At 50.7% G+C, this 19,540-nt stretch carries 19 protein-coding genes; 10 read left to right on the forward strand and 9 right to left on the reverse strand.

What is annotated here, in order from left to right; genetic code table 11:
* Window positions 1–19 precede the first annotated feature (19 nt).
* On the reverse strand, window positions 20–1,162 hold the full coding sequence (gene metK, locus J0A65_RS00600) for a methionine adenosyltransferase (RefSeq protein ID WP_206592172.1): 1,143 nt from the start codon (window positions 1,160–1,162) through the stop codon (window positions 20–22).
* Window positions 1,163–1,469: 307 nt separating this feature from the next.
* Here metK and tkt point away from each other — a divergent pair, with 307 nt between their 5' ends.
* The 5 genes from tkt to J0A65_RS00625 all read left to right on the forward strand — a co-directional run bounded on the left by tkt (window position 1,470) and on the right by J0A65_RS00625 (window position 8,103).
* Complete coding sequence (tkt, locus tag J0A65_RS00605) at window positions 1,470–3,482, forward strand: transketolase (protein ID WP_206592173.1); 2,013 nt, start codon at window positions 1,470–1,472, stop codon at window positions 3,480–3,482.
* Between the two features lie 357 nt (window positions 3,483–3,839).
* A complete protein-coding gene (epd, locus tag J0A65_RS00610) occupies window positions 3,840–4,859 on the forward strand; it encodes an erythrose-4-phosphate dehydrogenase (protein WP_206592174.1) in 1,020 nt (339 codons plus the stop codon).
* 60 nt (window positions 4,860–4,919) lie between these two features.
* Window positions 4,920–6,095: a phosphoglycerate kinase gene (locus J0A65_RS00615; protein WP_206592175.1), complete on the forward strand. Its 1,176-nt coding sequence runs from the start codon at window positions 4,920–4,922 to the stop codon at window positions 6,093–6,095.
* A 136-nt stretch (window positions 6,096–6,231) separates the two neighbouring features.
* On the forward strand, window positions 6,232–7,131 hold the full coding sequence (locus tag J0A65_RS00620) for a fructose bisphosphate aldolase (protein ID WP_206592176.1): 900 nt from the start codon (window positions 6,232–6,234) through the stop codon (window positions 7,129–7,131).
* A 186-nt stretch (window positions 7,132–7,317) separates the two neighbouring features.
* Window positions 7,318–8,103 carry a DUF481 domain-containing protein gene (locus J0A65_RS00625; RefSeq protein WP_206592177.1) on the forward strand — a complete coding sequence of 262 codons (786 nt, stop codon included), beginning with the start codon at window positions 7,318–7,320 and terminating at the stop codon, window positions 8,101–8,103.
* Between the two features lie 188 nt (window positions 8,104–8,291).
* Here J0A65_RS00625 and J0A65_RS00630 read toward each other — a convergent pair whose 3' ends face one another.
* Window positions 8,292–10,457: a M3 family metallopeptidase gene (locus J0A65_RS00630; RefSeq protein WP_206592178.1), complete on the reverse strand. Its 2,166-nt coding sequence runs from the start codon at window positions 10,455–10,457 to the stop codon at window positions 8,292–8,294.
* A gap of 157 nt (window positions 10,458–10,614) precedes the next feature.
* On the opposite strand from J0A65_RS00630, the gene J0A65_RS00635 reads away from it, so the two are divergent.
* Window positions 10,615–10,875 carry a hypothetical protein gene (locus J0A65_RS00635; protein ID WP_206592179.1) on the forward strand — a complete coding sequence of 87 codons (261 nt, stop codon included), beginning with the start codon at window positions 10,615–10,617 and terminating at the stop codon, window positions 10,873–10,875.
* A gap of 64 nt (window positions 10,876–10,939) precedes the next feature.
* Here J0A65_RS00635 and J0A65_RS00640 read toward each other — a convergent pair whose 3' ends face one another.
* Together J0A65_RS00640 and J0A65_RS00645 are read right to left on the reverse strand one after the other, a co-directional pair.
* A complete protein-coding gene (locus J0A65_RS00640) occupies window positions 10,940–12,106 on the reverse strand; it encodes an MFS transporter (protein WP_206592180.1) in 1,167 nt (388 codons plus the stop codon).
* Complete coding sequence (locus J0A65_RS00645; RefSeq protein WP_206592181.1) at window positions 12,099–12,863, reverse strand: DeoR/GlpR family DNA-binding transcription regulator; 765 nt, start codon at window positions 12,861–12,863, stop codon at window positions 12,099–12,101. Before J0A65_RS00645 ends, J0A65_RS00640 begins: the two co-directional genes overlap by 8 nt.
* A 179-nt stretch (window positions 12,864–13,042) precedes the next feature.
* Between J0A65_RS00645 and J0A65_RS00650 the strand changes: the two genes are divergently transcribed.
* On the forward strand, window positions 13,043–13,807 hold the full coding sequence (locus J0A65_RS00650) for an SDR family oxidoreductase (protein ID WP_206592182.1): 765 nt from the start codon (window positions 13,043–13,045) through the stop codon (window positions 13,805–13,807).
* Between the two features lie 77 nt (window positions 13,808–13,884).
* Window positions 13,885–14,772, forward strand: coding sequence for a diacylglycerol/lipid kinase family protein (locus J0A65_RS00655; RefSeq protein WP_206592183.1), 888 nt, complete (start codon window positions 13,885–13,887; stop codon window positions 14,770–14,772).
* 25 nt (window positions 14,773–14,797) lie between these two features.
* Here J0A65_RS00655 and J0A65_RS00660 read toward each other — a convergent pair whose 3' ends face one another.
* The 5 genes from J0A65_RS00660 to J0A65_RS00680 all read right to left on the reverse strand — a co-directional run bounded on the left by J0A65_RS00660 (window position 14,798) and on the right by J0A65_RS00680 (window position 17,958).
* Window positions 14,798–15,256 carry a GyrI-like domain-containing protein gene (locus J0A65_RS00660; protein ID WP_206592184.1) on the reverse strand — a complete coding sequence of 153 codons (459 nt, stop codon included), beginning with the start codon at window positions 15,254–15,256 and terminating at the stop codon, window positions 14,798–14,800.
* 101 nt (window positions 15,257–15,357) lie between these two features.
* Window positions 15,358–16,137: a CLCA_X family protein gene (locus J0A65_RS00665; RefSeq protein ID WP_206592185.1), complete on the reverse strand. Its 780-nt coding sequence runs from the start codon at window positions 16,135–16,137 to the stop codon at window positions 15,358–15,360.
* Window positions 16,138–16,141: 4 nt separating this feature from the next.
* Window positions 16,142–16,849: a dihydromonapterin reductase gene (folM, locus tag J0A65_RS00670; RefSeq protein ID WP_206592186.1), complete on the reverse strand. Its 708-nt coding sequence runs from the start codon at window positions 16,847–16,849 to the stop codon at window positions 16,142–16,144.
* A gap of 11 nt (window positions 16,850–16,860) precedes the next feature.
* Window positions 16,861–17,391: a flavodoxin FldB gene (fldB, locus tag J0A65_RS00675; protein ID WP_206592187.1), complete on the reverse strand. Its 531-nt coding sequence runs from the start codon at window positions 17,389–17,391 to the stop codon at window positions 16,861–16,863.
* 78 nt (window positions 17,392–17,469) lie between these two features.
* Window positions 17,470–17,958 carry an acyl-CoA thioesterase gene (locus tag J0A65_RS00680; protein ID WP_206592188.1) on the reverse strand — a complete coding sequence of 163 codons (489 nt, stop codon included), beginning with the start codon at window positions 17,956–17,958 and terminating at the stop codon, window positions 17,470–17,472.
* 145 nt (window positions 17,959–18,103) lie between these two features.
* Between J0A65_RS00680 and xerD the strand changes: the two genes are divergently transcribed.
* Together xerD and J0A65_RS00690 are read left to right on the forward strand one after the other, a co-directional pair.
* Window positions 18,104–19,003: a site-specific tyrosine recombinase XerD gene (xerD, locus tag J0A65_RS00685; RefSeq protein WP_206592519.1), complete on the forward strand. Its 900-nt coding sequence runs from the start codon at window positions 18,104–18,106 to the stop codon at window positions 19,001–19,003.
* 105 nt (window positions 19,004–19,108) lie between these two features.
* Window positions 19,109–19,540, forward strand: a complete 432-nt coding sequence (locus tag J0A65_RS00690) for a GNAT family N-acetyltransferase (RefSeq protein WP_206592189.1) — start codon at window positions 19,109–19,111, stop codon at window positions 19,538–19,540.

Consider the following 19,540-nt stretch of genomic DNA (forward strand, 5'->3'; position numbering starts at 1 on the left):
ACTTAATTAGCTATATTTACTAGCTCTGACGTAATGCCTCGGCTTTATCTGTAGCTTCCCAGGGGAATTCCTCACGACCAAAGTGACCGTAAGCGGCCGTTGCCTGGTAGATGGGGCGTTCCAGATCCAGCATCTTGATCAGACCATAAGGGCGCAGATCAAAATGTTCGCGCACCAGTGCAATCAATGTGGCTTCGTCAACTTTACCTGTGCCGAAAGTGTCAATGCTGATTGAAGTGGGCTCTGCCACCCCAATGGCGTAGGACACCTGAATTTCACATTTGTCCGCCAAGCCTGCGGCAACAATGTTCTTGGCCACATAACGACCAGCATAAGCGGCAGAACGGTCAACCTTGGATGGGTCCTTACCGGAGAAGGCACCACCACCATGGCGAGCCATGCCGCCGTAGGTGTCGACAATAATCTTACGGCCGGTCAGGCCGCAATCACCCATAGGACCACCAATAACAAAGCGGCCGGTTGGGTTGATAAAGAACTTGGTTTGGCTGCTCAGCCACTGAGCTGGCAGTACCGGCTTGATAATTTCTTCCATCACTGCTTCCTGCAGATCCGCGGTGGAGATGGAATCACAGTGCTGGGTCGACAGTACCACAGCATCAATACCCACAGGTTTGCCGTTCTCATAGGCAAAGGTCACCTGGCTCTTGGCATCCGGGCGCAGCCAGCTCAGCGTACCGTTTTTACGTACTTGGGCCTGGCGTTTTACCAGCAGGTGTGAGTAAAAAATAGGGGCAGGCATCAGCACGTCAGTTTCATTGGTGGCATAGCCAAACATCAGGCCCTGGTCGCCGGCACCTTGTTCCTCGGGGCGAGAGCGATCCACACCCTGATTAATATCCGGGCTTTGTTTACCAATGGCATTAAGTACCGCGCAGGAGTCAGCATCAAAGCCCATATCTGAATGGACATAACCGATTTCACGTACGGTTTTGCGGGTCAGCTCTTCAATATCTACCCAGGCAGAAGTGGTAATTTCACCACCCACCAACACCATACCGGTTTTTACGTAAGTTTCGCAGGCAACACGTGCTTTAGGATCCTGAGTCAGGATCGCATCCAGTACCGCATCAGAAATCTGGTCGGCAATCTTATCCGGATGGCCTTCGGATACAGATTCTGAGGTAAACAGATGTTTTGCCATGATTCTTCCTCAAACATAAATTCAACTTCGACCGCTAGATTAACGGCCATAATGGCGCGCATTTTACCCCAGAGGACAAAAAAAGCCAGTTTTTACATCTAGACGTCTAAATGTCTGTTTGTTAAGTTTGCTTGCCAGGCCCAATAAGTCAAGTGGCAGGAATAAACCAGAACTAATACCTTATTCGCCTTTGGCATTGCGTAATCTGCTAACGTCATTGCAGTTGCCGCTGGGCTGGGTAAGAATAGGTGCCCGTTTTTGCCAAGAATCGTCAGGGCCTTAGTGTAGGCCCACAGCAGGAGTTAATATGCCCCAGTCACAAGCCACTCGTCGTGAGTTAGCCAACGCCATTCGCGCCCTATCTATGGACGCGGTTCAAAAAGCCAAGTCAGGTCACCCTGGAGCCCCTATGGGCATGGCCGATATTGCCCAGGTGCTTTGGTGCGATTTTCTTAATCACAACCCGGCTAACCCTAACTGGACTAACCGTGACCGCTTTGTATTGTCAAACGGCCATGGCTCTATGCTGATTTATTCACTGTTGCACTTAAGCGGCTACGAATTGCCTATCGAAGAGTTGAAGAACTTCCGTCAGTTGCATTCTAAGACCCCAGGTCACCCAGAATATGGTTATGCACCAGGGGTAGAAACCACCACAGGCCCACTGGGGCAGGGGATTAGTAATGCTGTGGGTATGGCCATTGCTGAAAAAGCCCTGGCAGCGCAGTTCAACCGTGAAGGTCATGACATTATTGACCACTTCACCTATTGCTTCCTGGGTGACGGCTGCTTAATGGAAGGGGTATCGCACGAAACCTGTTCATTGGCTGGAACGCTGGGTCTTGGCAAACTTATCGCGTTTTGGGATGACAACGGCATTTCCATTGACGGGCATGTGGAAGGCTGGTTTACCGACGATACTCCTGGGCGTTTTCGTGCTTACGGCTGGCACGTCATCGAAAATGTAGACGGGCATGACGCAGAGCAGGTGAAAGCAGCCATTGAAGCGGCTAAAGCCGAAACTGACAAGCCAACCCTTATCTGTACTAAGACCATTATCGGTTTTGGTTCTCCCAATAAATCGGGTAGCCATGACTGTCACGGTGCGCCATTAGGTGATGAAGAAATCGCAGCAGCCCGTGAATTCCTGCAATGGCCACATGCACCCTTTGAGATTCCCGCCGAGGTTTATGCCGGTTGGGATGCCAAGGCCAAAGGCGCTACTCTTGAGCAACATTGGAACACCCGGTTTGAGGCCTATGCCAGTGCCTATCCCGAGCTGGCTGCTGAACTGACGCGCCGCCTGGCTGGCGAGCTACCAGCGGATTTTGCCGACAAAGCCGATGCCTTTATTCGTCAATGTCAGGATAAAGCCGAGAATATTGCCAGCCGTAAAGCCTCACAAAATGCTATCGAAGCCTATGCGGCCTTGTTGCCCGAAGTCATTGGCGGCTCTGCGGATTTGGCCGGTTCCAACCTGACCTTGTGGTCTGGCTCCAAAGGGCTGACTGCCGAGGATGCCAGCGGCAACTACATCTATTACGGTGTGCGCGAGTTTGGCATGAGCGCCATTATGAACGGTATTGGCTTGCATGGCGGATTCCGTACTTACGGTGCGACCTTCCTGATGTTTATGGAATATGCCCGTAACGCCGTGCGTATGTCGGCGCTGATGAAGGTGCCAAATATTTTCGTCTATACCCATGACAGTATTGGTCAGGGGGAAGATGGTCCAACGCACCAGCCGGTTGAGCAAGTGGCTAACCTGCGTCTGACCCCCAATATGGATACCTGGCGCCCATGTGATGCGGCCGAAACCGCGGTGGCCTGGAAGCTGGCGTTGCAGCGCACCGATGGTCCTTCTTCCTTGGTATTCAGCCGTCAGAATCTGGCAGCCCAAGTTCGTGATGATGCGCAACTGGCCAATATCGCACGTGGTGGTTATGTACTGAAGGACTGCGCAGGCCAGCCGGATATCATTTTGATTGCTACCGGCTCCGAAGTAGAAATTACCGTGGCGGCCGCCGCGCAGCTGAGCGAGCAGGGGCATAAAGTTCGGGTGGTGTCTTTGCCCAGCACCTCAGTTTTTGAGCGTCAGGACAGCGCTTATAAGGAAGCGGTGCTACCTGCAGCGGTCACCCGTCGTGTTGCGGTGGAAGCGGCGCACGTGGATTACTGGTACAAGTATGTTGGCCTTGGCGGCAAAGTTGTGGGCATGACGACCTTCGGTGAGTCTGCACCGGGTGGGGTGCTGCTTAAGCACTTCGGCTTTACAACGGAAAATGTCGTTGCCACTGCCTTGTCCTTGCTTGGCGAATAAACAAAAACGTACAATACGGGCGCTTAAGAGCACCGAATGGGTAAATTATGACCACCAGTGCCTGGCAGAAATCCGCTTTGCCAAGGCACGGTTGCGTAGGAATATCGACAATCTTTCAAGCAGCCGTAACGCCGGAATAGCGGATTTCCGGTGGCTCCCGCAGGGCGGGGTAGAAATTCCCCCAATCTGCCCCAGGCTCTTTAAGCTTTAGTACCACTAAAGCCGTAAAAAGACCTGGATTGCCTGAAGAAATTTCTACCTCCGCTGGAGCTCATACTTTACCCACTCGGCGCTCCAGCCCTTTTGTTTTTTAATCCTGAGTGGATTGTGCCATCGGGATTTACTGAGTCGTCTTGCATGTTACGTATTGCTATCAATGGTTTCGGACGTATAGGTCGCAATGTATTGCGCGCCTTATATGAAACCGGTCGTAACGACCAGGTGCAGATCGTCGCTATCAACGAGCTGGCCAAGCCAGAGGGGATTGCGCATCTGCTGAAATATGACACCTCCCATGGCCGCTTTCCTTTTGCAGTCAGCCTCGAGCGTGATCGCTTAAATGTCGCTGGTGACAGTATTCAACTGTTAAATAAAACCGAGATTAGCGAGCTTCCCTGGGCGCAGCTTGAGGTGGACCTGGTACTGGAATGTACCGGTGTTTATGGTGACAGAGCAGCTGGCCAAGCCCATCTGGATCAAGGTGCCGGCAAGGTGTTGTTTTCCCAGCCTTGTAGCGGTGATGCCGATGTGGATGCCACAGTAATTTTCGGTATCAATGATGACCTGCTGACCCCTGAACATCGTATTGTGTCCAATGGCTCCTGCACGACCAACTGTATTGTGCCTGTGATCCAGGCGCTGGATCAGGCGTTTGGCGTGGACAGCGGCACTATCACTACCATTCATGCCTCAATGCATGATCAGCAGGTGATTGATGCTTATCATCCAGACCTGCGTCGCACCCGCGCTGCCAGCCAGTCCATTATTCCGGTTGACACTAAGCTGGCCAGAGGCATAGAGCGGATCCTGCCCAAGTTTGCTGGCCGCTTTGAAGCTATTGCCGTGCGCGTGCCGACTATCAATGTGACGGCTATGGATTTAAGCGTCACTGTGGATACCGATGTCAATATCCAAAAAGTGAATCAAGCCTTGATGCAAGCCAGGCACGGCCGTTTGGCGGGTATTCTGGGGTATACCGAAGAGCCGTTGGTGTCGGTGGATTTTAACCACGATCCGCATTCGGCCATCGTTGACGGTACCCAAACCCGGGTCAGCCACAAGCGGTTGGTAAAAACCCTGGTCTGGTGTGACAACGAATGGGGTTTTGCTAATCGTATGCTGGATACCGCACTGGTGATGGCTGAAGGCTGTCGTTAAAAACAAATTTGCGACAGACAGGCTGTCGTCGCGCAACATTGCAAACTTTGGAGATATGCCATGAAGGTTTTGAAAATGTCAGATCTGGATCTGGCCGGTAAGCGAGTGCTGATTCGCCAGGATCTGAACGTACCAGTAAAAGACGGCAAAGTGACGTCTGATGCACGTATTAAAGCGTCTTTGCCAACGCTGAAAATGGCATTACAAGCTGGCGCCAAAGTGATGGTGATGTCTCACCTGGGGCGTCCTACCGAAGGTGTGGTGGAAGATGAATATTCCCTGGCTCCAGTGGTGGATTACCTCAAATCCGTGCTGCAATGCCCCGTGCGTCTGGCCAAAGATTATCTGAACGGTTTGGATGTGCAGGCCGGTGAACTGGTTGTGCTGGAGAACGTGCGTTTTAATACCGGTGAAGGCAAAGATGACGAGCAACTGTCCCGTCAATATGCTGCCCTTTGCGACATTTATGTAATGGATGCTTTTGGAACCGCTCACCGTGCGCAGGCTTCCACCCATGGTGCCGGTTTGTATGCTCCTGTCGCCTGTGCAGGTCCTTTGTTAGCGGCAGAATTGGAAGCACTGGGTAAAGCTCTGGACAACCCGGCCCGGCCTTTGCTGGCCATTGTCGGTGGCTCTAAAGTGTCTACCAAACTGACGGTGTTAGAGTCCTTGTCAGAAAAAGTCGATCAACTGATTGTTGGTGGTGGTATCGCCAATACCTTTATCGCTGCCACCGGTAATGCGGTTGGAAAGTCTCTGTACGAAGCTGATCTAATCCCTGAAGCGCAGCGTCTGCTGGCGAAGGCGCAGGCCAATGGTGGTGACATTCCCGTGCCGGTGGACGTCATTGTTGGTCAGGTGTTTTCTGAGACTGCCGAAGCCACCCATAAGCAAGTGGGTGATGTTAGCGCAGAGGATATGATCTTTGATATCGGCCCACAAACGGCTGAGATTCTGGCTAAGCTGATTGAAAAAGCCGGTACTATTGTTTGGAACGGCCCTGTAGGGGTTTTCGAATTTGATCAGTTTGGTGGCGGCACCAAAGCCTTGTCCATGGCCATTGCCAACAGCAACGCCTTCTCTATTGCCGGCGGCGGTGACACCCTGGCAGCGGTAGATAAGTACGATATTGCTGACAAGATCTCCTATATTTCCACCGGTGGTGGTGCATTTTTGGAGTTTCTGGAAGGTAAAGTGCTGCCAGCCGTTGCCATGCTGGAAAAGCGCGCTGGATAGATGATCAGAATGCGCGGTGTCATGATAGTCACTGCGTCTTAAGAATTTAATAACAAGAAGGGTTTAAACCCTCAATAATTGAATAATTATCTTTGTACCCTGGCCCTAGGGCCGAAACCAAAAAGGAGCGTTGCCGATGGCAGCCGAAGCCAAGACAGAAATGTTGAACAAAGTACTAACCCAGGATGGGTTTATTGCCGCGCTGGATCAAAGTGGCGGCAGTACGCCAAAAGCGTTGAAGCTTTACGGCCTGAGTGAGTCTGATTGGTTCAGTGATGAGCAGATGTTTGACCTGGTACACCAGATGCGTGCGCGTATTGTAACAAGCAACGCCTTTGGCGGTGATCGGGTGCTAGGCGCCATCTTGTTTGAAAATACCCTGGATCGTGAGATTGAGGGTAAGCCTTCTTCACGTTATTTGTGGGATGTGAAACAAGTGGTCCCTTTCCTCAAGGTTGACAAAGGTCTGGAAGATGAGGCCAACGGCGTGCAGCTGATGAAAGCCATGCCGGGCCTGGATGCATTGTTGGCCAAAGCGGTTGCTCAAGGCGTGTTTGGTACTAAGATGCGTTCTGTGATTAAGCAGGCTAATGCAGTCGGGATTAGCGCAGTAGTGGCGCAGCAGTTTGAGGTGGGTAAACAGATTCTGGCCGCAGGCCTGATACCTATTATCGAACCTGAAGTGGATATTCACTGCCCGGCGAAAACCGAGGCTGAGACTCTGCTTAAACAAGCTTTGTTGGCTGAGTTGGACAAGCTTGGCGTTGACCAGAGAGTCATGTTGAAGCTGACCCTGCCTAACGAAGATAATTTCTATCGTGATTGCATTGAGCATCCTAATGTTATCAGGGTGGTTGCTTTGTCCGGTGGTTACAGCCGTGATGACGCCAATCTCAAGCTAAGCCACAACCAGGGGATGATTGCCAGTTTCTCCCGTGCATTGACGGAAGGTTTGTCTGCCAAGCAATCAGACGCTGAATTTGATGCGGCTTTGGATACGGCCATTGAAAGTATCTATCAGGCATCCAAAGCCTGAAGCAGATTGAACTAAAAAACGGGGTGCAATTGCACCCCGTTTTTTCTTTCGCTTCGTCTAATTTTCTATGTGCTTGGAAAATACAGGAATAATTTACCATTTGAGCAAAAAACATACGAAAAAAACCGAGCAAATTAGTCTGATTTAGTTACAATTGCGGCCTGAGAGCTATTGAGGACCCGCCCGATGAAAAAACAATCCACTCTGGCATTATTTGCCGCCCTGTTTTTTGCTTCCACTGCGCAGGCAGATGCATTGGATAATCTGTTTGCAGCTGACGTTAGTGTACCGGAAGAAGCTGAAAAACCATTTAGCCTGGACGGCGAGATTGGTTTCGTGGCGACCACGGGAAATACCGATTCAACCAGTTTTAAAGGGCGCCTGAATGCACATCAGGAGCTGGAGTCCTGGAGCAACGATTATATTCTGGAAGGCTTTTATAAGCAGGACGAGAAAGAAATCGACGACGAAATGGTTTCACAAACCACAGCACAGAAAATATTCGCTTCAGGCCAGGGTAACTACAAGTTAGAAAATCCGGCACATCGAGTGTTTGCCTTTGGTTCATACGAAGATGACCGTTTCAGCGGCTTTGAGTATCAGGCTACCGTAGCTGGTGGTTGGGCGCATCAATTGTGGAAGAATGATGTTTCTGCATTTAGCTACAGCATCGGTCCGGGTTATTCCTTCGCTGAGCGAGAGTCTGGTGAAAGTGCCAATGGTGCGATTGTGCGTGGCGCCGTCGACTATAAGTGGAAAATTTCTGACACCGCTAACTTCCGTCAGCTGTTCAGTACGGAAGTGGGTAGCGACAATACCAAGTCAAAATCAGAAACCTCATTGTCAGCGCAAATCAATGGCTCACTGGCGATGAAATTGGCGGTTATCCTCAATCACAACACAGACGTAGCTGATGATGTGGAAGAATTGGATACGCAAACCTCAGTGACATTGGTATACAGCTTCTTCTAATCCCGTTCATCCTGAACATCGCCGTTCCAGTTCATCCATGAACCCACGGCATACCGTTCATCCTGAACATCGCCGCTCCAGTTCATCCATGAACCCACGGCATACCGTTCATCCTGAACATAAAAACCGCCGGAAGGCGGTTTTTTTATGTTTGTCCCGGCATCATCTGATGCCGGTAATACATCCACTTAGTCGATTTGTGGTTTCAGCCCACGGCGAATCAACAACGCATCGGTAGTCGGCTCCTGACCGCGGAATTGAATGTAAGATTCCATCGGTGGGCGGGAGTTACCCACTTCCAGAATATGCTTGCGATACAACTCACCGTTTTCACGGGTCAGACCGCCACGCTCGCGCAAGTAAGCGAAGGCGTCAGCTGCCAGGATTTCACTCCACATGTAAGCGTAGTAGCCGGCAGAATAACCCCCGCCAATAGAGTGAGAGAAGTAGGTTGACTTATAACGAGGTGGAACGGCTGGCAGGTTGACACCATGCTTTTCCAGCGCCTTGGCTTCAAAGCTTTCTACATCCTGAAGAGGTGTGTCCGCTGGCAGCGAGTGCCATTCCATATCCAGCAGGGCTGCTGACATATATTCCAGTGTGTCGAAGCCCATGTTGAAGTTCTTCGCCTTCATGACTTTCTCCAGCAGCTCTGCTGGGATTTGCTCATCGGTCTTGTAGTGACGGGCATAGTTTGCCAGCACTTCTGGCAGCGCCGCCCAGTCTTCTTCAAAGGTTGAAGGGAACTCAACAAAGTCGCGTGATACGGCGGTACCGGCAAGTGAAGGGTACTTCACCTTGGAGAACATGCCGTGAATACCATGACCCAATTCGTGGAACATAGTAGTCACATGGTCAAAACTGACCAAGGTCGGCTCACCTTCAGGGCCTTTTGGAATGTTCATTACGTTGACTACAACCGGCTTCTGTTCAAGCAAACCAGATTGACCAACAAAGGAACTCATCCAGGCACCACCGCGCTTGCCATCACGGGCAAAGTAATCGGCATAGAAAATTGCCAGGCTCTTACCGCCATGGTCAAACAGTTCAAATGCCTGCACATCGGGGTGATAGACCGGCAGATCCGGGCGCGGCTCAAAGCGCACACCGTACAAACGGTTCATGGTATAGAACAGACCGTCATGCAGTACACGATTGAATTCAAAGTAGTTACGTACTTCGCTCTCATTCAGGTCATATTTCTCCTGGCGCACTTTTTCTGCATAGTAAGCCCAGTCCCAGGGCTGAACGTCGAAGTCACCGCCTTCACGTTTAATCATGGCCTGAATATCAGCTTGCTCGGCCTGGGTGTTAGCCACAACGGCCGGCACCATGGAGTTAAGCATGTTGAATACGTTCTCAGGCTTTTCGGCCATGGTGTTCTGCAACTGGTACTCTGCCCAGTTGTTGTAACCCAGCAAAGCGGCCTTCTCGGCGCGGATTTGAGTCAGGCGCGAAACCAACGGACGGTTGTCCAGTTCGCCTGAGGTGCCACGAAAAGCAGAAGCTTCCCAAACACGTTGACGCAATTCACGGTTGTTCAGGGAGGCCAGGATTGGCTGGCGGGTGGTATTAGTAATACTCAGCAGATACTTACCTGGTTGGCCAGCATCCTCAGCAGCTTTGGCAGCGGCTTTCAACTGACTCTCAGACAAACCATCCAGTTGTGCTTTGTCGTCCACCACCACGGCGATGGCTTTGCTCAGCTTCAGCAGGTTTTGGCTGAATTCTGTGGTTAGCTTAGAGTGTTCTTCATTTAGCGCACGAATAGCGGTCTTCTGCTCTTCTGATAGCTTGGCGCCGGCTTTGACAAAACGCTTGTAGTAAACCTCAAGTAGGCGATCAGACTCAGGATCCAGCTTTAATTGTTCGCGTTGGTTGTATACAGCTTCAACGCGGGCAAATAAGTCCGCATTCAGATTAATGTTATCTGAGTGTGCGGCAAGTTTGGGGGCCAATTCGCTTTGCAAGGCACGGCGTGCTTCATTGCTGTCGGTGCCTGTCAGGTTAAAGAAAACCCGTGATACGCGGGTCAGCAGGGGGCCTGCTTTTTCCATAGCAACGATAGTGTTTTCAAAACTGGCCGGCTCTTGATTGTCGATGATAGCTTGAATATCCGCCATATGCTCTGCCATGCCTTGTTCAAAAGCGGGGGCAAAGTGTTCATCTTTGATTTGGCTAAAGTCTGGTGCCTGATATTGCAAAGTGCTGGCGGTCAGCAACGGGTTTGCAATAGCAACCTGGCTGGTTTTGACCGTTTCGGCAGTGTTGTTTTGTTCTGTCTTAGGTGGCTGTGAGCAGGCGGTAACCAGTAGACTGGCACCGATTGCTGAAGCAATCAGAGTCTTGCGCATATCGTTCTCCAAAGGGACTCTTGTTAGAATAATTTGGCGTTAGCCAAAGGCGCGATTATGTCGGAATTAATTGATATGTTGTAACAATTTCCTGCCAGTCGTTGAAGTAATACGATAAATAACTGAAGATGCGCCGTTGTTATTGGGAAGTAATCAAATGAAAGTCCTTTTCACCCTCGTCTGCATGGTTATTCTAAGTGCTTGTGTCAGCCAAACCGAGCGCGAGCGGATGCAGCAGATGGGCATGGACGTGCATCCTTGCAATGGCAACTTGGAGGAACAATACCAAGCCATTATCCGCTTGGAGGATGGCGGGTCAGTCGAATCTTCAGTCAGATCTCACTGTGAGCCGGAAAATATCGAAGTTCAAACTGAGTTTGAGAAGGAAAACCGCGCCCCGTCTAAGCACCGTTGGTAGCTAACACCATTAAACTTTGAGTGTACAAGTAAAGTTGGTTGGTCGATTGCCAGCTAAAGGCCTATTAACTTTCGGCTTGGTTTTTACAGACCAGTGCTTTGTCTTGGTTGAATGCCCAGGCACCAGCCAAAACGACAGCAGCAAGCAGGGCAAACAGCGCAAAAGTTTGGCGCAACCCTATCCATTCAGCGACAAAGCCAATCAGCGGTGGGCCAAGCAGCATACCACCATAGCCAAATGTCGCGACGCTGGCCAGCCCGGCACCGGCTTTCATCTGTGTATTGTTCGCTGCGTTGCTGTATACCAATGGCATCACAATGGAATAGCCAACTCCCAGCAGCAGAAGACCTGCATAAGCTTGATACAGTGACTGAGAGGCAACCAACAGTAAGCTACCCAGCAAGGCGGTAACACCACAAAACCTGACCGTATTAGTTGCGCCAATCTTATTTACCAGTCTGTCGCCCATCAGTCTGGTGGTCACCATCGCAACGGAAAACAATGCGTAGCCTAAAGCCGCCTGGCCATGATCACTATTCAATACATCACTAAGATAAACCGCGCTCCAATCTGCCATAGCGCCTTCCCCTATGGCGCAACACAACGCGACCAGGGCAATCACCAACAGACTGCCACGGGGTAACTGAAAACTGCTTTTGTGATTGTGGGTATCCAGGTTGTTAAACTGCCAAGGGATCCAGCATAGCCAAAGAAGGGGCAGAAGTATTAGTGTGGCAAGGATAAAAAACACACTGTAGTGCAGCGCCAACCAGGCTGAAATGGAACCTAAGCCTGCGCCTAGACCGGCCCCAACACTAAACATGGCGTGGAAGAACGACATAGTGGAGCGCCCCAGTGATTTCTCCACTTCGCTGGCCCAACTGTTCATGGCGATATCTAACGCTCCGTGTACGGCGCCAAACACAAATAGCGCGACGGCCAACCAGATAACATTGTCGGCGATGCCAACCACAATCAGAGCTGGGCACACAAGTAAGGCCAGGGCTTTGCTGAGTTTCGCTGCGCCCAAGCGGTCAGACGCACTGCCTGCCAGCGGAAAAGCCAGAATCGCCCCCAGTGCAAGTAACAGTAGTAACATGCCCAGTTCACTGGCGGACAGTTGCAAACCTTGTTTAATTGAGGGGATCCTGGATGCCCAGGTGCCAAATAGTGCACCGTTAAACAAAAACACCACGGACACTGCAAGTTTTGGGGAGCGCCAATCAGACATGAACAATCTCCACGCCTTTTGCGTAAAAAGCCATGGAGTTTTGTTGGTCTGCATCGGTAAGCAGCAGGTCTAGTTCTTCACAGCTTAATACTTTATGTCTGGCCCGGCGGTGCAGTTTTTCGGCCCCGGCCAAGGCAATCACTTTATTGGCATTGATGGCCATTTGGCGCTTAACGCTGGCTTCCGCTGAATCATCAGCCGACAGACCAAAGGTGGTGTCCAACCCGCAGGTACCTAAGATGCACAGGTCAGCGGCACAGGCTTGCAATTGTGCAACTGTATCAGCGCCACAGGCAATACCACCCTGACCCTGCAGTTTTCCGCCAATTAATAATGTATCGATATTTTTGCTCTGCAGCTCGATGGCGACATAAGGAGAGGGAGTGATGGCCAGGCCAGAGAAACCCGCAGGTAAGGCTTTGGCAAAATGTAATACCGACACGCCGCCGTCCAGAAATAAGGTGTCTGTTTTATGGACTACGCGTTCCATCACCGCCGGAAGCCTTTGTAACCAGCTCTCTGGCTGGTCTATGCGTCTGCGCAAAGGCATAACAGGAATATTTACCGGTAGCGCACCGCCTTTTACTCTTTTTAGCAAGCCAGCGCTTTCCAATGCCATTAAGTCTCGGCGTATGGTGTCCAACGATACGTCCAACTCTTCTGCCAGTGCTTTGGCCACCACGGGACCCTGTTGTAATTTTTCCTTCAACAGCGCCTGACGGGTGTCGGGATTATTCAGATCTAGATGGGTCAACATGACAAACTTTTTATCTTACTCTTGTGAAGTATTTTGCAGTTTTGTGCATTGTATTGCAATTTTTTGAGTTTTCTTGCGATTTTAAGTCTGTGGCATTTAGCAAGAAGCGGATCGCCGCTTCTCGATGGCAAATCTAGCATCTGTGCCTGAAACCATGTTTAACCACTGAGGAGTCAGGAATGCAGTTGCTGAAAGATAAAACCTTTATTGTTACGGGGGCCAGTTCTGGCATTGGCCGGGCGGCGGCTTTGCTGTTTGCACAGCACGGTGCCAACCTGGTGCTGGGAGCCCGAAGAGCAGGGATGCTTGCGGCGCTAAAGGATGAAATTAACCGGGCAGGTGGTGCTGCTGAGTATGTTGCAGGTGATATCAGCGAGAAGGAAGTTGCAGAAGCCTTGGTTGCTGTAGCCGATGAGAAGTTTGGCGGGTTGGACGGTGCATTTAACAATGCGGCGATTCTCGGGGATATTCAAGCTGCAGAAACCATTTCATTAGAGAACTGGCAGCGAGTAATTGACATTAACCTCACCAGTGCATTTTTGGCGGCGCGCTGTCAGATTCCTGCGTTACAGAAACGAGGAGGAGGGGCACTAATATTTACCTCGACCTTTGTTGGCTATACAGCAGGAATGCCTGGGCTAGCGGCATACGCTGCCAGCAAAGCCGGTTTGATTGGCTTTACCCAAGTATTGGCTTGCGAGCAAGGTAGTCACAATATCCGCGTGAATGCATTGTTGCCAGGCGGCACGGATACTCCCGCCGCCCGGGAATTTGCCGACACCCCTGAAGCCTTGGATTTTGTTGCCGGAATGCATGCACTTAAACGTATGGCGAAGCCAGAGGAAATAGCCCAGGCAGCGCTATACTTGGCATCTGATATGTCCAGCTTTGTCACCGGCAGCGCTATGTTGGTTGACGGTGGTGTATCGATCAGCAAGATATAGAAAGGGGAAACGCTGGCTATTGACTCATTGCCTAAACAGCGCAAACTGGTGGTTTTGCTGTTGATATAGTTATTTGCATGCCATCCCCCAGTTTGCGCCGTTTTCTTATCGTAATTAACCCGCTGGCCAGCACCCAGGCCGACCAGTATCTGCAGCGTCTCAGTGCTGCACTGGTCACTAGGGGAACGTCTTATGAAATCTGGCATACCACTGCCAACGAACAAGCCAATATGCGTCATCTAAATGAATGTAAAACACAGTTTAGCGATTGGGTGGTGATTGGTGGAGATGGCACCTTTAACTTGGTAGTGAATGTGCTGGCGCATAGCCCGGTCCGACTCGCGCTAATTCCTTGTGGCAGTGGCAACGACTTTGCCCGTAATTTGTTCGGTAAAAATGATGATCCTGTTGCGGTAGCGTTGGGTGAGCATACTCAGTTGGTTGATCTGGGTTTATGCAATGACAGATTCTTCGCCAATGTGCTGGGCATTGGCTTCGATGGTGCAGTGGTGGCGAGTCTGTATGACAAGCAGCCCCGCCGTTTCCGCCGCTGGCGATACTTGTTAATTGCACTGAGCCAGTTATTGGGTTATCGCGAGCAGCAAGTACACTTGCATGGTAGCCGTGAGAAGCAAGCAGACTGCTTTATCGCTGCCTTTGCCAACGGGCGTTATTTTGGTGGCGGTATGCAAATAGCGCCGCACGCCCGAATTGATGATGGCAAACTTGATTGTTGCTGGATAGGGAAAGCCAATCTACTGAAAAAACTCTACTACCTGGGGCGGATATTTCAGGGCCGTCATTTACAAGCTGAGGTTGTGGAGTATTGGCAAGACCAAGAGTTTGTCATTTCCAGCCCTGACCTGCCCATTGAAGGCGATGGTGAGTTCTTTGGTGTCACACCAGCAAAGGTTCAAGTGGCTGTAAAAGCGCTGAATTTGAAGGTGCCGCGGCACCTTCAATAGCAGCATCTTGATTAGCTTGAGCAATTTATATCCACTGCCACTGTGGTGGAGGTTGCAGGGCGATAAACAGCTCATGACCTGATTCAGCTTCATCCTTATGCTCACTAAAGTCCAGGGTAAACTCTGCAAGTGGAATGTGCTGTTCTGCCGCCCAATCATGCATGGCATCTAAGGTTTTTTTCATCTTATCCATGCCACTCTCATAGGTATGATGAAGATAGCTGGCTGGCGGAATCCTAACTGCCCGCAGCGCATCTGGGATAGGAACCTGTGCGGTAATCTGACAACTGATCAAATACCGTGAAATATCACCTTGATATTCAAGAAATGCGTCAACCCAAATAGGCTCATTGTCAGGGGCTATCGTTGCCAGATTGGACGATATAAGCTGCCTTGCGTTAGCGATATTGGATGGTAACTGTTTGGCGGTAGTGCTGACTTCCACGCCCAACAACAAAATTTCTGGTTGGGTAACGATATTCATGCTGACTCCTTGCTGTTGTTATTCTTTTTACTGCACAACCAGTAAACACTAGGTGTTTTTAGTTTGATTTACAAAGATTTAACAATGGCTTGAGGCCTTTGTCAGGATTGAGCGTCTAGTGCCTGTCCTAGCAAGTAAAAATAACTGAGCAACTGATTGCCAAGTTCGGTGCGCATGGCGGAGGGGGGATAAAGGCCCAACTCCGCTTCCTGGCTTTGTTTGGTGCCCTGAACCAAAAAGGCATTTTTTAGCGGCCTATCTTGAATGATGGCTTCAAAGGCTCGCGCGGCCAGCTCCTGAGGTTGGGCGTAATAGAAAATCTGTAGTTTTTTGTCTATTTCCACCGCGCGTTTTAGGTATGCACTGCCTTGATGTCCATCCAGGAACAGCAAACGAAAATAGTCACTCAGGCGCTGATTTAGTGGGTGCTCTACAGCCTGTTGATTGTTCAACCAGCATGCAGAGGCAAAACTGCTGCGCGTGGTGCCTTTAAACAGCTTCTGGCAGATATAATGATCAAAAGCATGAAACCATTCATGGGCGAGTGCCCCGCCGCCAGCATTTTTGGCCAGCGCCAGAGTGCGACTAGTGGACTCATAGTGGGCACTGCTGTGCTTATTGCCGCCGGTACCAAAGGCCAAAGATAAGGTACCGTTCAAGGAAATAACCCGTTCCGGTACCGCTAAGATGCTCATTAAATCGCACAGGGCGTCAAAAAACAGGTTGGCGGCCAGTTGCTGCTCTGCCTTACTCACCCATTTGCCAATGCTGACCGTGCGAAAACCAAATATTCGCACTATGTCGGCGAAACCCATATCCCGTCCTTCCCTATGGTCTGGGCCGTTACGATAGTATGGGCGATGCAGCCTGGACTCGTCCATAGGATCAGGGCAGGTTTAAATGGCGGCCGCCATCCAGGTGAATTATCCGGCCGGTTACGTAGTCACTTGTCAGCAGCCAGTCTAGGGTTTTAAACACCTCTTGCTCACCGGGTTCTATCCCTAGCAAGGACTTGTCTAAGGTTTTTTGCCGGTACGCCGCATCATCCCCGTCGTTAAAGCAAATCAGGGCTGGGGCGATGGCGTTCACTTTAACCTTGGGGGCCAATTTTCGCGCCAGCGACAAGGTCAGGTTCTCCAAGGCGGCTTTGGAAGCGGCGTAGGCCATATGTTTGGCGCTACCGGTTTGGGCGACAAAATCCGTCATATGCACTATGTCGGCCCTGTCGCTGTTTAGCATAGGGGCCAGGGCCTGGTTGACTAGCAATGGTGCCTTGGCATGAATGGCCATCATCGCGTCGAATACGTCTGCTAACTCACCGTCCTGATCCGAGTGCCAGTCTGAAGCATTATGAATAATGGCGCGCAGACTGCTGTAGCGCTGTTTTATCGTTTCGATAAAGTGTTGCACCCCTTGGGCATCGGCAAAATCAGCCTGGATACAATCAATACCACTGGCTTGCAACTCGTCGACTAAGGGACGATGGCGGCGATAGCTGATAACGACGGGATAGCCTTGCTTGTGAAAGGCTTTGGCGCAATACAAGCCGATACGTTGGGCCGCGCCGGTGATTAAAATGGGAGCCTGATGCATGGAAATTCCAATTAAAGTTGCTGTAATTCATCCAGTAACTGATCAACCCACTGGCTGATGCGGGTATCGGTTTGATCAAACTGGTTTTCGTCATCCAGCGCCAGTCCGACAAAATGGCTGCCGTCTTGGGTGAGGGCCTTGGAGGCGGCAAATTCGTAACCCTGGTTAGGCCAGTAACCAATGAGCTGACAATCCAAAACTAACAACTCGTCATGTAACATGCCCAGGGCGTCCTGATACCAGTCTGCATAGCCCATTTGGTCGCCCAGGCCAAACAACGCGACAATCTTACCTTGTAGGTTGAGGGTGCGGATATCACTCCAGTGAGATTCCCAATCCTCCTGAAGCTCACCAAAGTCCCAGGTGGATATGCCAAAAATCAGGATATCAAATTGCTCGGCATGCTTAAGTGGCGCATCTTTGATGTTATACATCTCGACCAGATCTTCACCTAAGGCGGCGCGGATTTTCTCCGCCGCCATTTCGGTGTAGCAGGTCGTGGAGCCGTAAAACAAACCGATTTTTAAACTGCTGTCTGTCATCGCCGAACACACAAAAAAAACATAGCGCCTATTGTGCCAGAGAACCGCTCCGGCTGCATGGCTCTGAGCGATACGAGCTTATAAACCAAGATGTTTGATATGTGCGGCCATTTCATCGCCGATTTTTTCTCGCATCTGCACCAGTCGTAAGGCCGACTCGCGGAGAAACTTATCTTCTTCGGTTTGCGGTATCCATTCCGGCACGGCAGTGGGTTTACCTTCTTCATCCACCGCGACCATGATCACAATGCAGTGGGTGGTGAGATGGCGTTCGCTTTGCTTAGGGTCACCAGCCATCACGTCCAGCGCCAGATGCATAGAAGTGCGTCCGGTATAAATCACCCTGGCCCGGACTTCCACCAGATTACCCACCTGAATAGGCCGGACAAAACGGATCCCCCCTGCATAGGCGGTGATACAGTATTTTCCGCTCCAGCCTGCTGCGCAGGCATAGGCGGCTAAGTCTATCCACTTCATTACGGCGCCGCCGTGTACTTTGCCACCAAAGTTCACGTCGGCAGGTTCGGCCAGAAATCTTAAGGTAAGGTCACGTTGCTCGCCGGCCATATCGGTTTCTCCAGGTCGTTTTGCACCATTTTAGGTCAGATTCGGTAGGTGTAGGCAAGCAGATTTCGTGACAAGTGCAGGCAATGCTAAGATGAGGCGTCATTCTGAACGGGATAGCATGGTGTTGAGTATTAGCGATAAGCCGATGATTTCTGAACAAAACCAGCAGCAAATTGATGCATTTGTAGATGCTTTGTGGCTGGAAAAAGGGCTAAGTGACAACACCTTATCGGCTTATCGAAGTGACTTGAGCAAGTTTTGCCAGTTCTTATCCAGGCAGTCTGTCGAATTGCTAGAAGTACAAAGCGAAGATATTCAGGCGTTTCTCGCGTACCGTTACGATCAGCAGCTCTCTGAGCGCAGTAATGCCAGATTTCTCTCCAGTCTGCGTGCCTACTTTGCTTATGTGTTGCGGGAAAAATACCGGGATGATGATCCGGTCGCGATTCTGCAAAATCCTAAACTGGGCAAACCCTTGCCTAAAACCTTGTCGGAGCGTCAGGTAGAACGTTTGCTCGACGCCCCCAACATTGACGATCCTGTGCAGCTCAGAGACAAAGCTATGTTGGAGCTATTATATGCCACCGGCCTTCGAGTCAGTGAACTGGTGAGTTTAAGGCTTGGCCAGGTCAGCACAGTGCAGGGGGTTATCCGGGTTACCGGTAAAGGTAACAAAGACCGTTTGGTACCCATGGGTGAGGTGGCCCTGGAGTGGCTGCAAACCTATCTAAAACGGGGCAGGGCATTGCTACTTAAACAACAAACCGATGTGTTGTTTCCTTCCAGTCGTGGTCAGCAGATGACCCGTCAGACTTTTTGGCACAGGATTAAATACTACGCCCCGCAAGCGGGTATTGCCTTGCAAAGTCTGTCACCGCATACCCTGCGCCACGCTTTTGCCACCCATCTGTTAAATCATGGCGCGGATCTGCGGGTAGTACAGATGCTGTTAGGGCATTCAGATCTGTCTACCACGCAAATCTATACCCATGTGGCGACCGAAAGACTGCAAAGCCTGATTGAAGACCATCACCCTCGAGGTTAGTGGTACTTTCTGCCTTTATAACAAGCTGTTACATAAGCTTGGTGGTGTAATGCCTGCGCCTGGGTAAGATGCCCCCAGAGCCTTTTTAAATCCGACGGAGTGCCAATGGATACCTTGGTTGTTAGCGATGATAAGTCCAAGCTGGATATTGTCAGGATCCACCATTTTCTGACCACACAAAGTACCTGGGCCAAGGGAATACCCTTAGCTACAGTAGAAAAGTCCATTGAGCACTCGGTCTGTATCGGTGCTTATCTGGATGAACTGCAGGTGGGCTTTTGTCGCATTATTACCGATCAGGCGACTTTCGCTAATTTAGTCGATGTGGTGGTTTGGCCCGAATTCCGCGGTCAGGGAATCTCACGCCGCTTAATGGAAGCCGTATCCGCACATCCCAGTATTCAGGGGGTAAGACGTTTTACCCTAGCGACTTTTGATGCGCATGGTTTGTATCAAAAATACGGCTTTACCTCGCTGAATAAACCACAAACCTTTATGGAAATTTACCGGCCAGATATTTACGCCGATGCGCAATAG

It is taken from the genome of Bowmanella yangjiangensis (assembly GCF_017255015.1).
In the GTDB taxonomy this organism is placed as follows: Bacteria; Pseudomonadota; Gammaproteobacteria; order Enterobacterales; family Alteromonadaceae; genus Bowmanella; species Bowmanella yangjiangensis.

Bases quoted from the DNA above. Each gene is read 5' to 3' on its own strand.
- metK (WP_206592172.1), bottom strand. From the start codon at position 1,162: ATGGCAAAACATCTGTTTACCTCAGAATCTGTATCCGAAGGCCATCCG.
- tkt (WP_206592173.1), top strand. From the start codon at position 1,470: ATGCCCCAGTCACAAGCCACTCGTCGTGAGTTAGCCAACGCCATTCGC.
- epd (WP_206592174.1), top strand. From the start codon at position 3,840: ATGTTACGTATTGCTATCAATGGTTTCGGACGTATAGGTCGCAATGTA.
- J0A65_RS00615 (WP_206592175.1), top strand. From the start codon at position 4,920: ATGAAGGTTTTGAAAATGTCAGATCTGGATCTGGCCGGTAAGCGAGTG.
- J0A65_RS00620 (WP_206592176.1), top strand. From the start codon at position 6,232: ATGGCAGCCGAAGCCAAGACAGAAATGTTGAACAAAGTACTAACCCAG.
- J0A65_RS00625 (WP_206592177.1), top strand. From the start codon at position 7,318: ATGAAAAAACAATCCACTCTGGCATTATTTGCCGCCCTGTTTTTTGCT.
- J0A65_RS00630 (WP_206592178.1), bottom strand. From the start codon at position 10,457: ATGCGCAAGACTCTGATTGCTTCAGCAATCGGTGCCAGTCTACTGGTT.
- J0A65_RS00635 (WP_206592179.1), top strand. From the start codon at position 10,615: ATGAAAGTCCTTTTCACCCTCGTCTGCATGGTTATTCTAAGTGCTTGT.
- J0A65_RS00640 (WP_206592180.1), bottom strand. From the start codon at position 12,106: ATGTCTGATTGGCGCTCCCCAAAACTTGCAGTGTCCGTGGTGTTTTTG.
- J0A65_RS00645 (WP_206592181.1), bottom strand. From the start codon at position 12,863: ATGTTGACCCATCTAGATCTGAATAATCCCGACACCCGTCAGGCGCTG.
- J0A65_RS00650 (WP_206592182.1), top strand. From the start codon at position 13,043: ATGCAGTTGCTGAAAGATAAAACCTTTATTGTTACGGGGGCCAGTTCT.
- J0A65_RS00655 (WP_206592183.1), top strand. From the start codon at position 13,885: ATGCCATCCCCCAGTTTGCGCCGTTTTCTTATCGTAATTAACCCGCTG.
- J0A65_RS00660 (WP_206592184.1), bottom strand. From the start codon at position 15,256: ATGAATATCGTTACCCAACCAGAAATTTTGTTGTTGGGCGTGGAAGTC.
- J0A65_RS00665 (WP_206592185.1), bottom strand. From the start codon at position 16,137: ATGGACGAGTCCAGGCTGCATCGCCCATACTATCGTAACGGCCCAGAC.
- folM (WP_206592186.1), bottom strand. From the start codon at position 16,849: ATGCATCAGGCTCCCATTTTAATCACCGGCGCGGCCCAACGTATCGGC.
- fldB (WP_206592187.1), bottom strand. From the start codon at position 17,391: ATGACAGACAGCAGTTTAAAAATCGGTTTGTTTTACGGCTCCACGACC.
- J0A65_RS00680 (WP_206592188.1), bottom strand. From the start codon at position 17,958: ATGGCCGGCGAGCAACGTGACCTTACCTTAAGATTTCTGGCCGAACCT.
- xerD (WP_206592519.1), top strand. From the start codon at position 18,104: ATGATTTCTGAACAAAACCAGCAGCAAATTGATGCATTTGTAGATGCT.
- J0A65_RS00690 (WP_206592189.1), top strand. From the start codon at position 19,109: ATGGATACCTTGGTTGTTAGCGATGATAAGTCCAAGCTGGATATTGTC.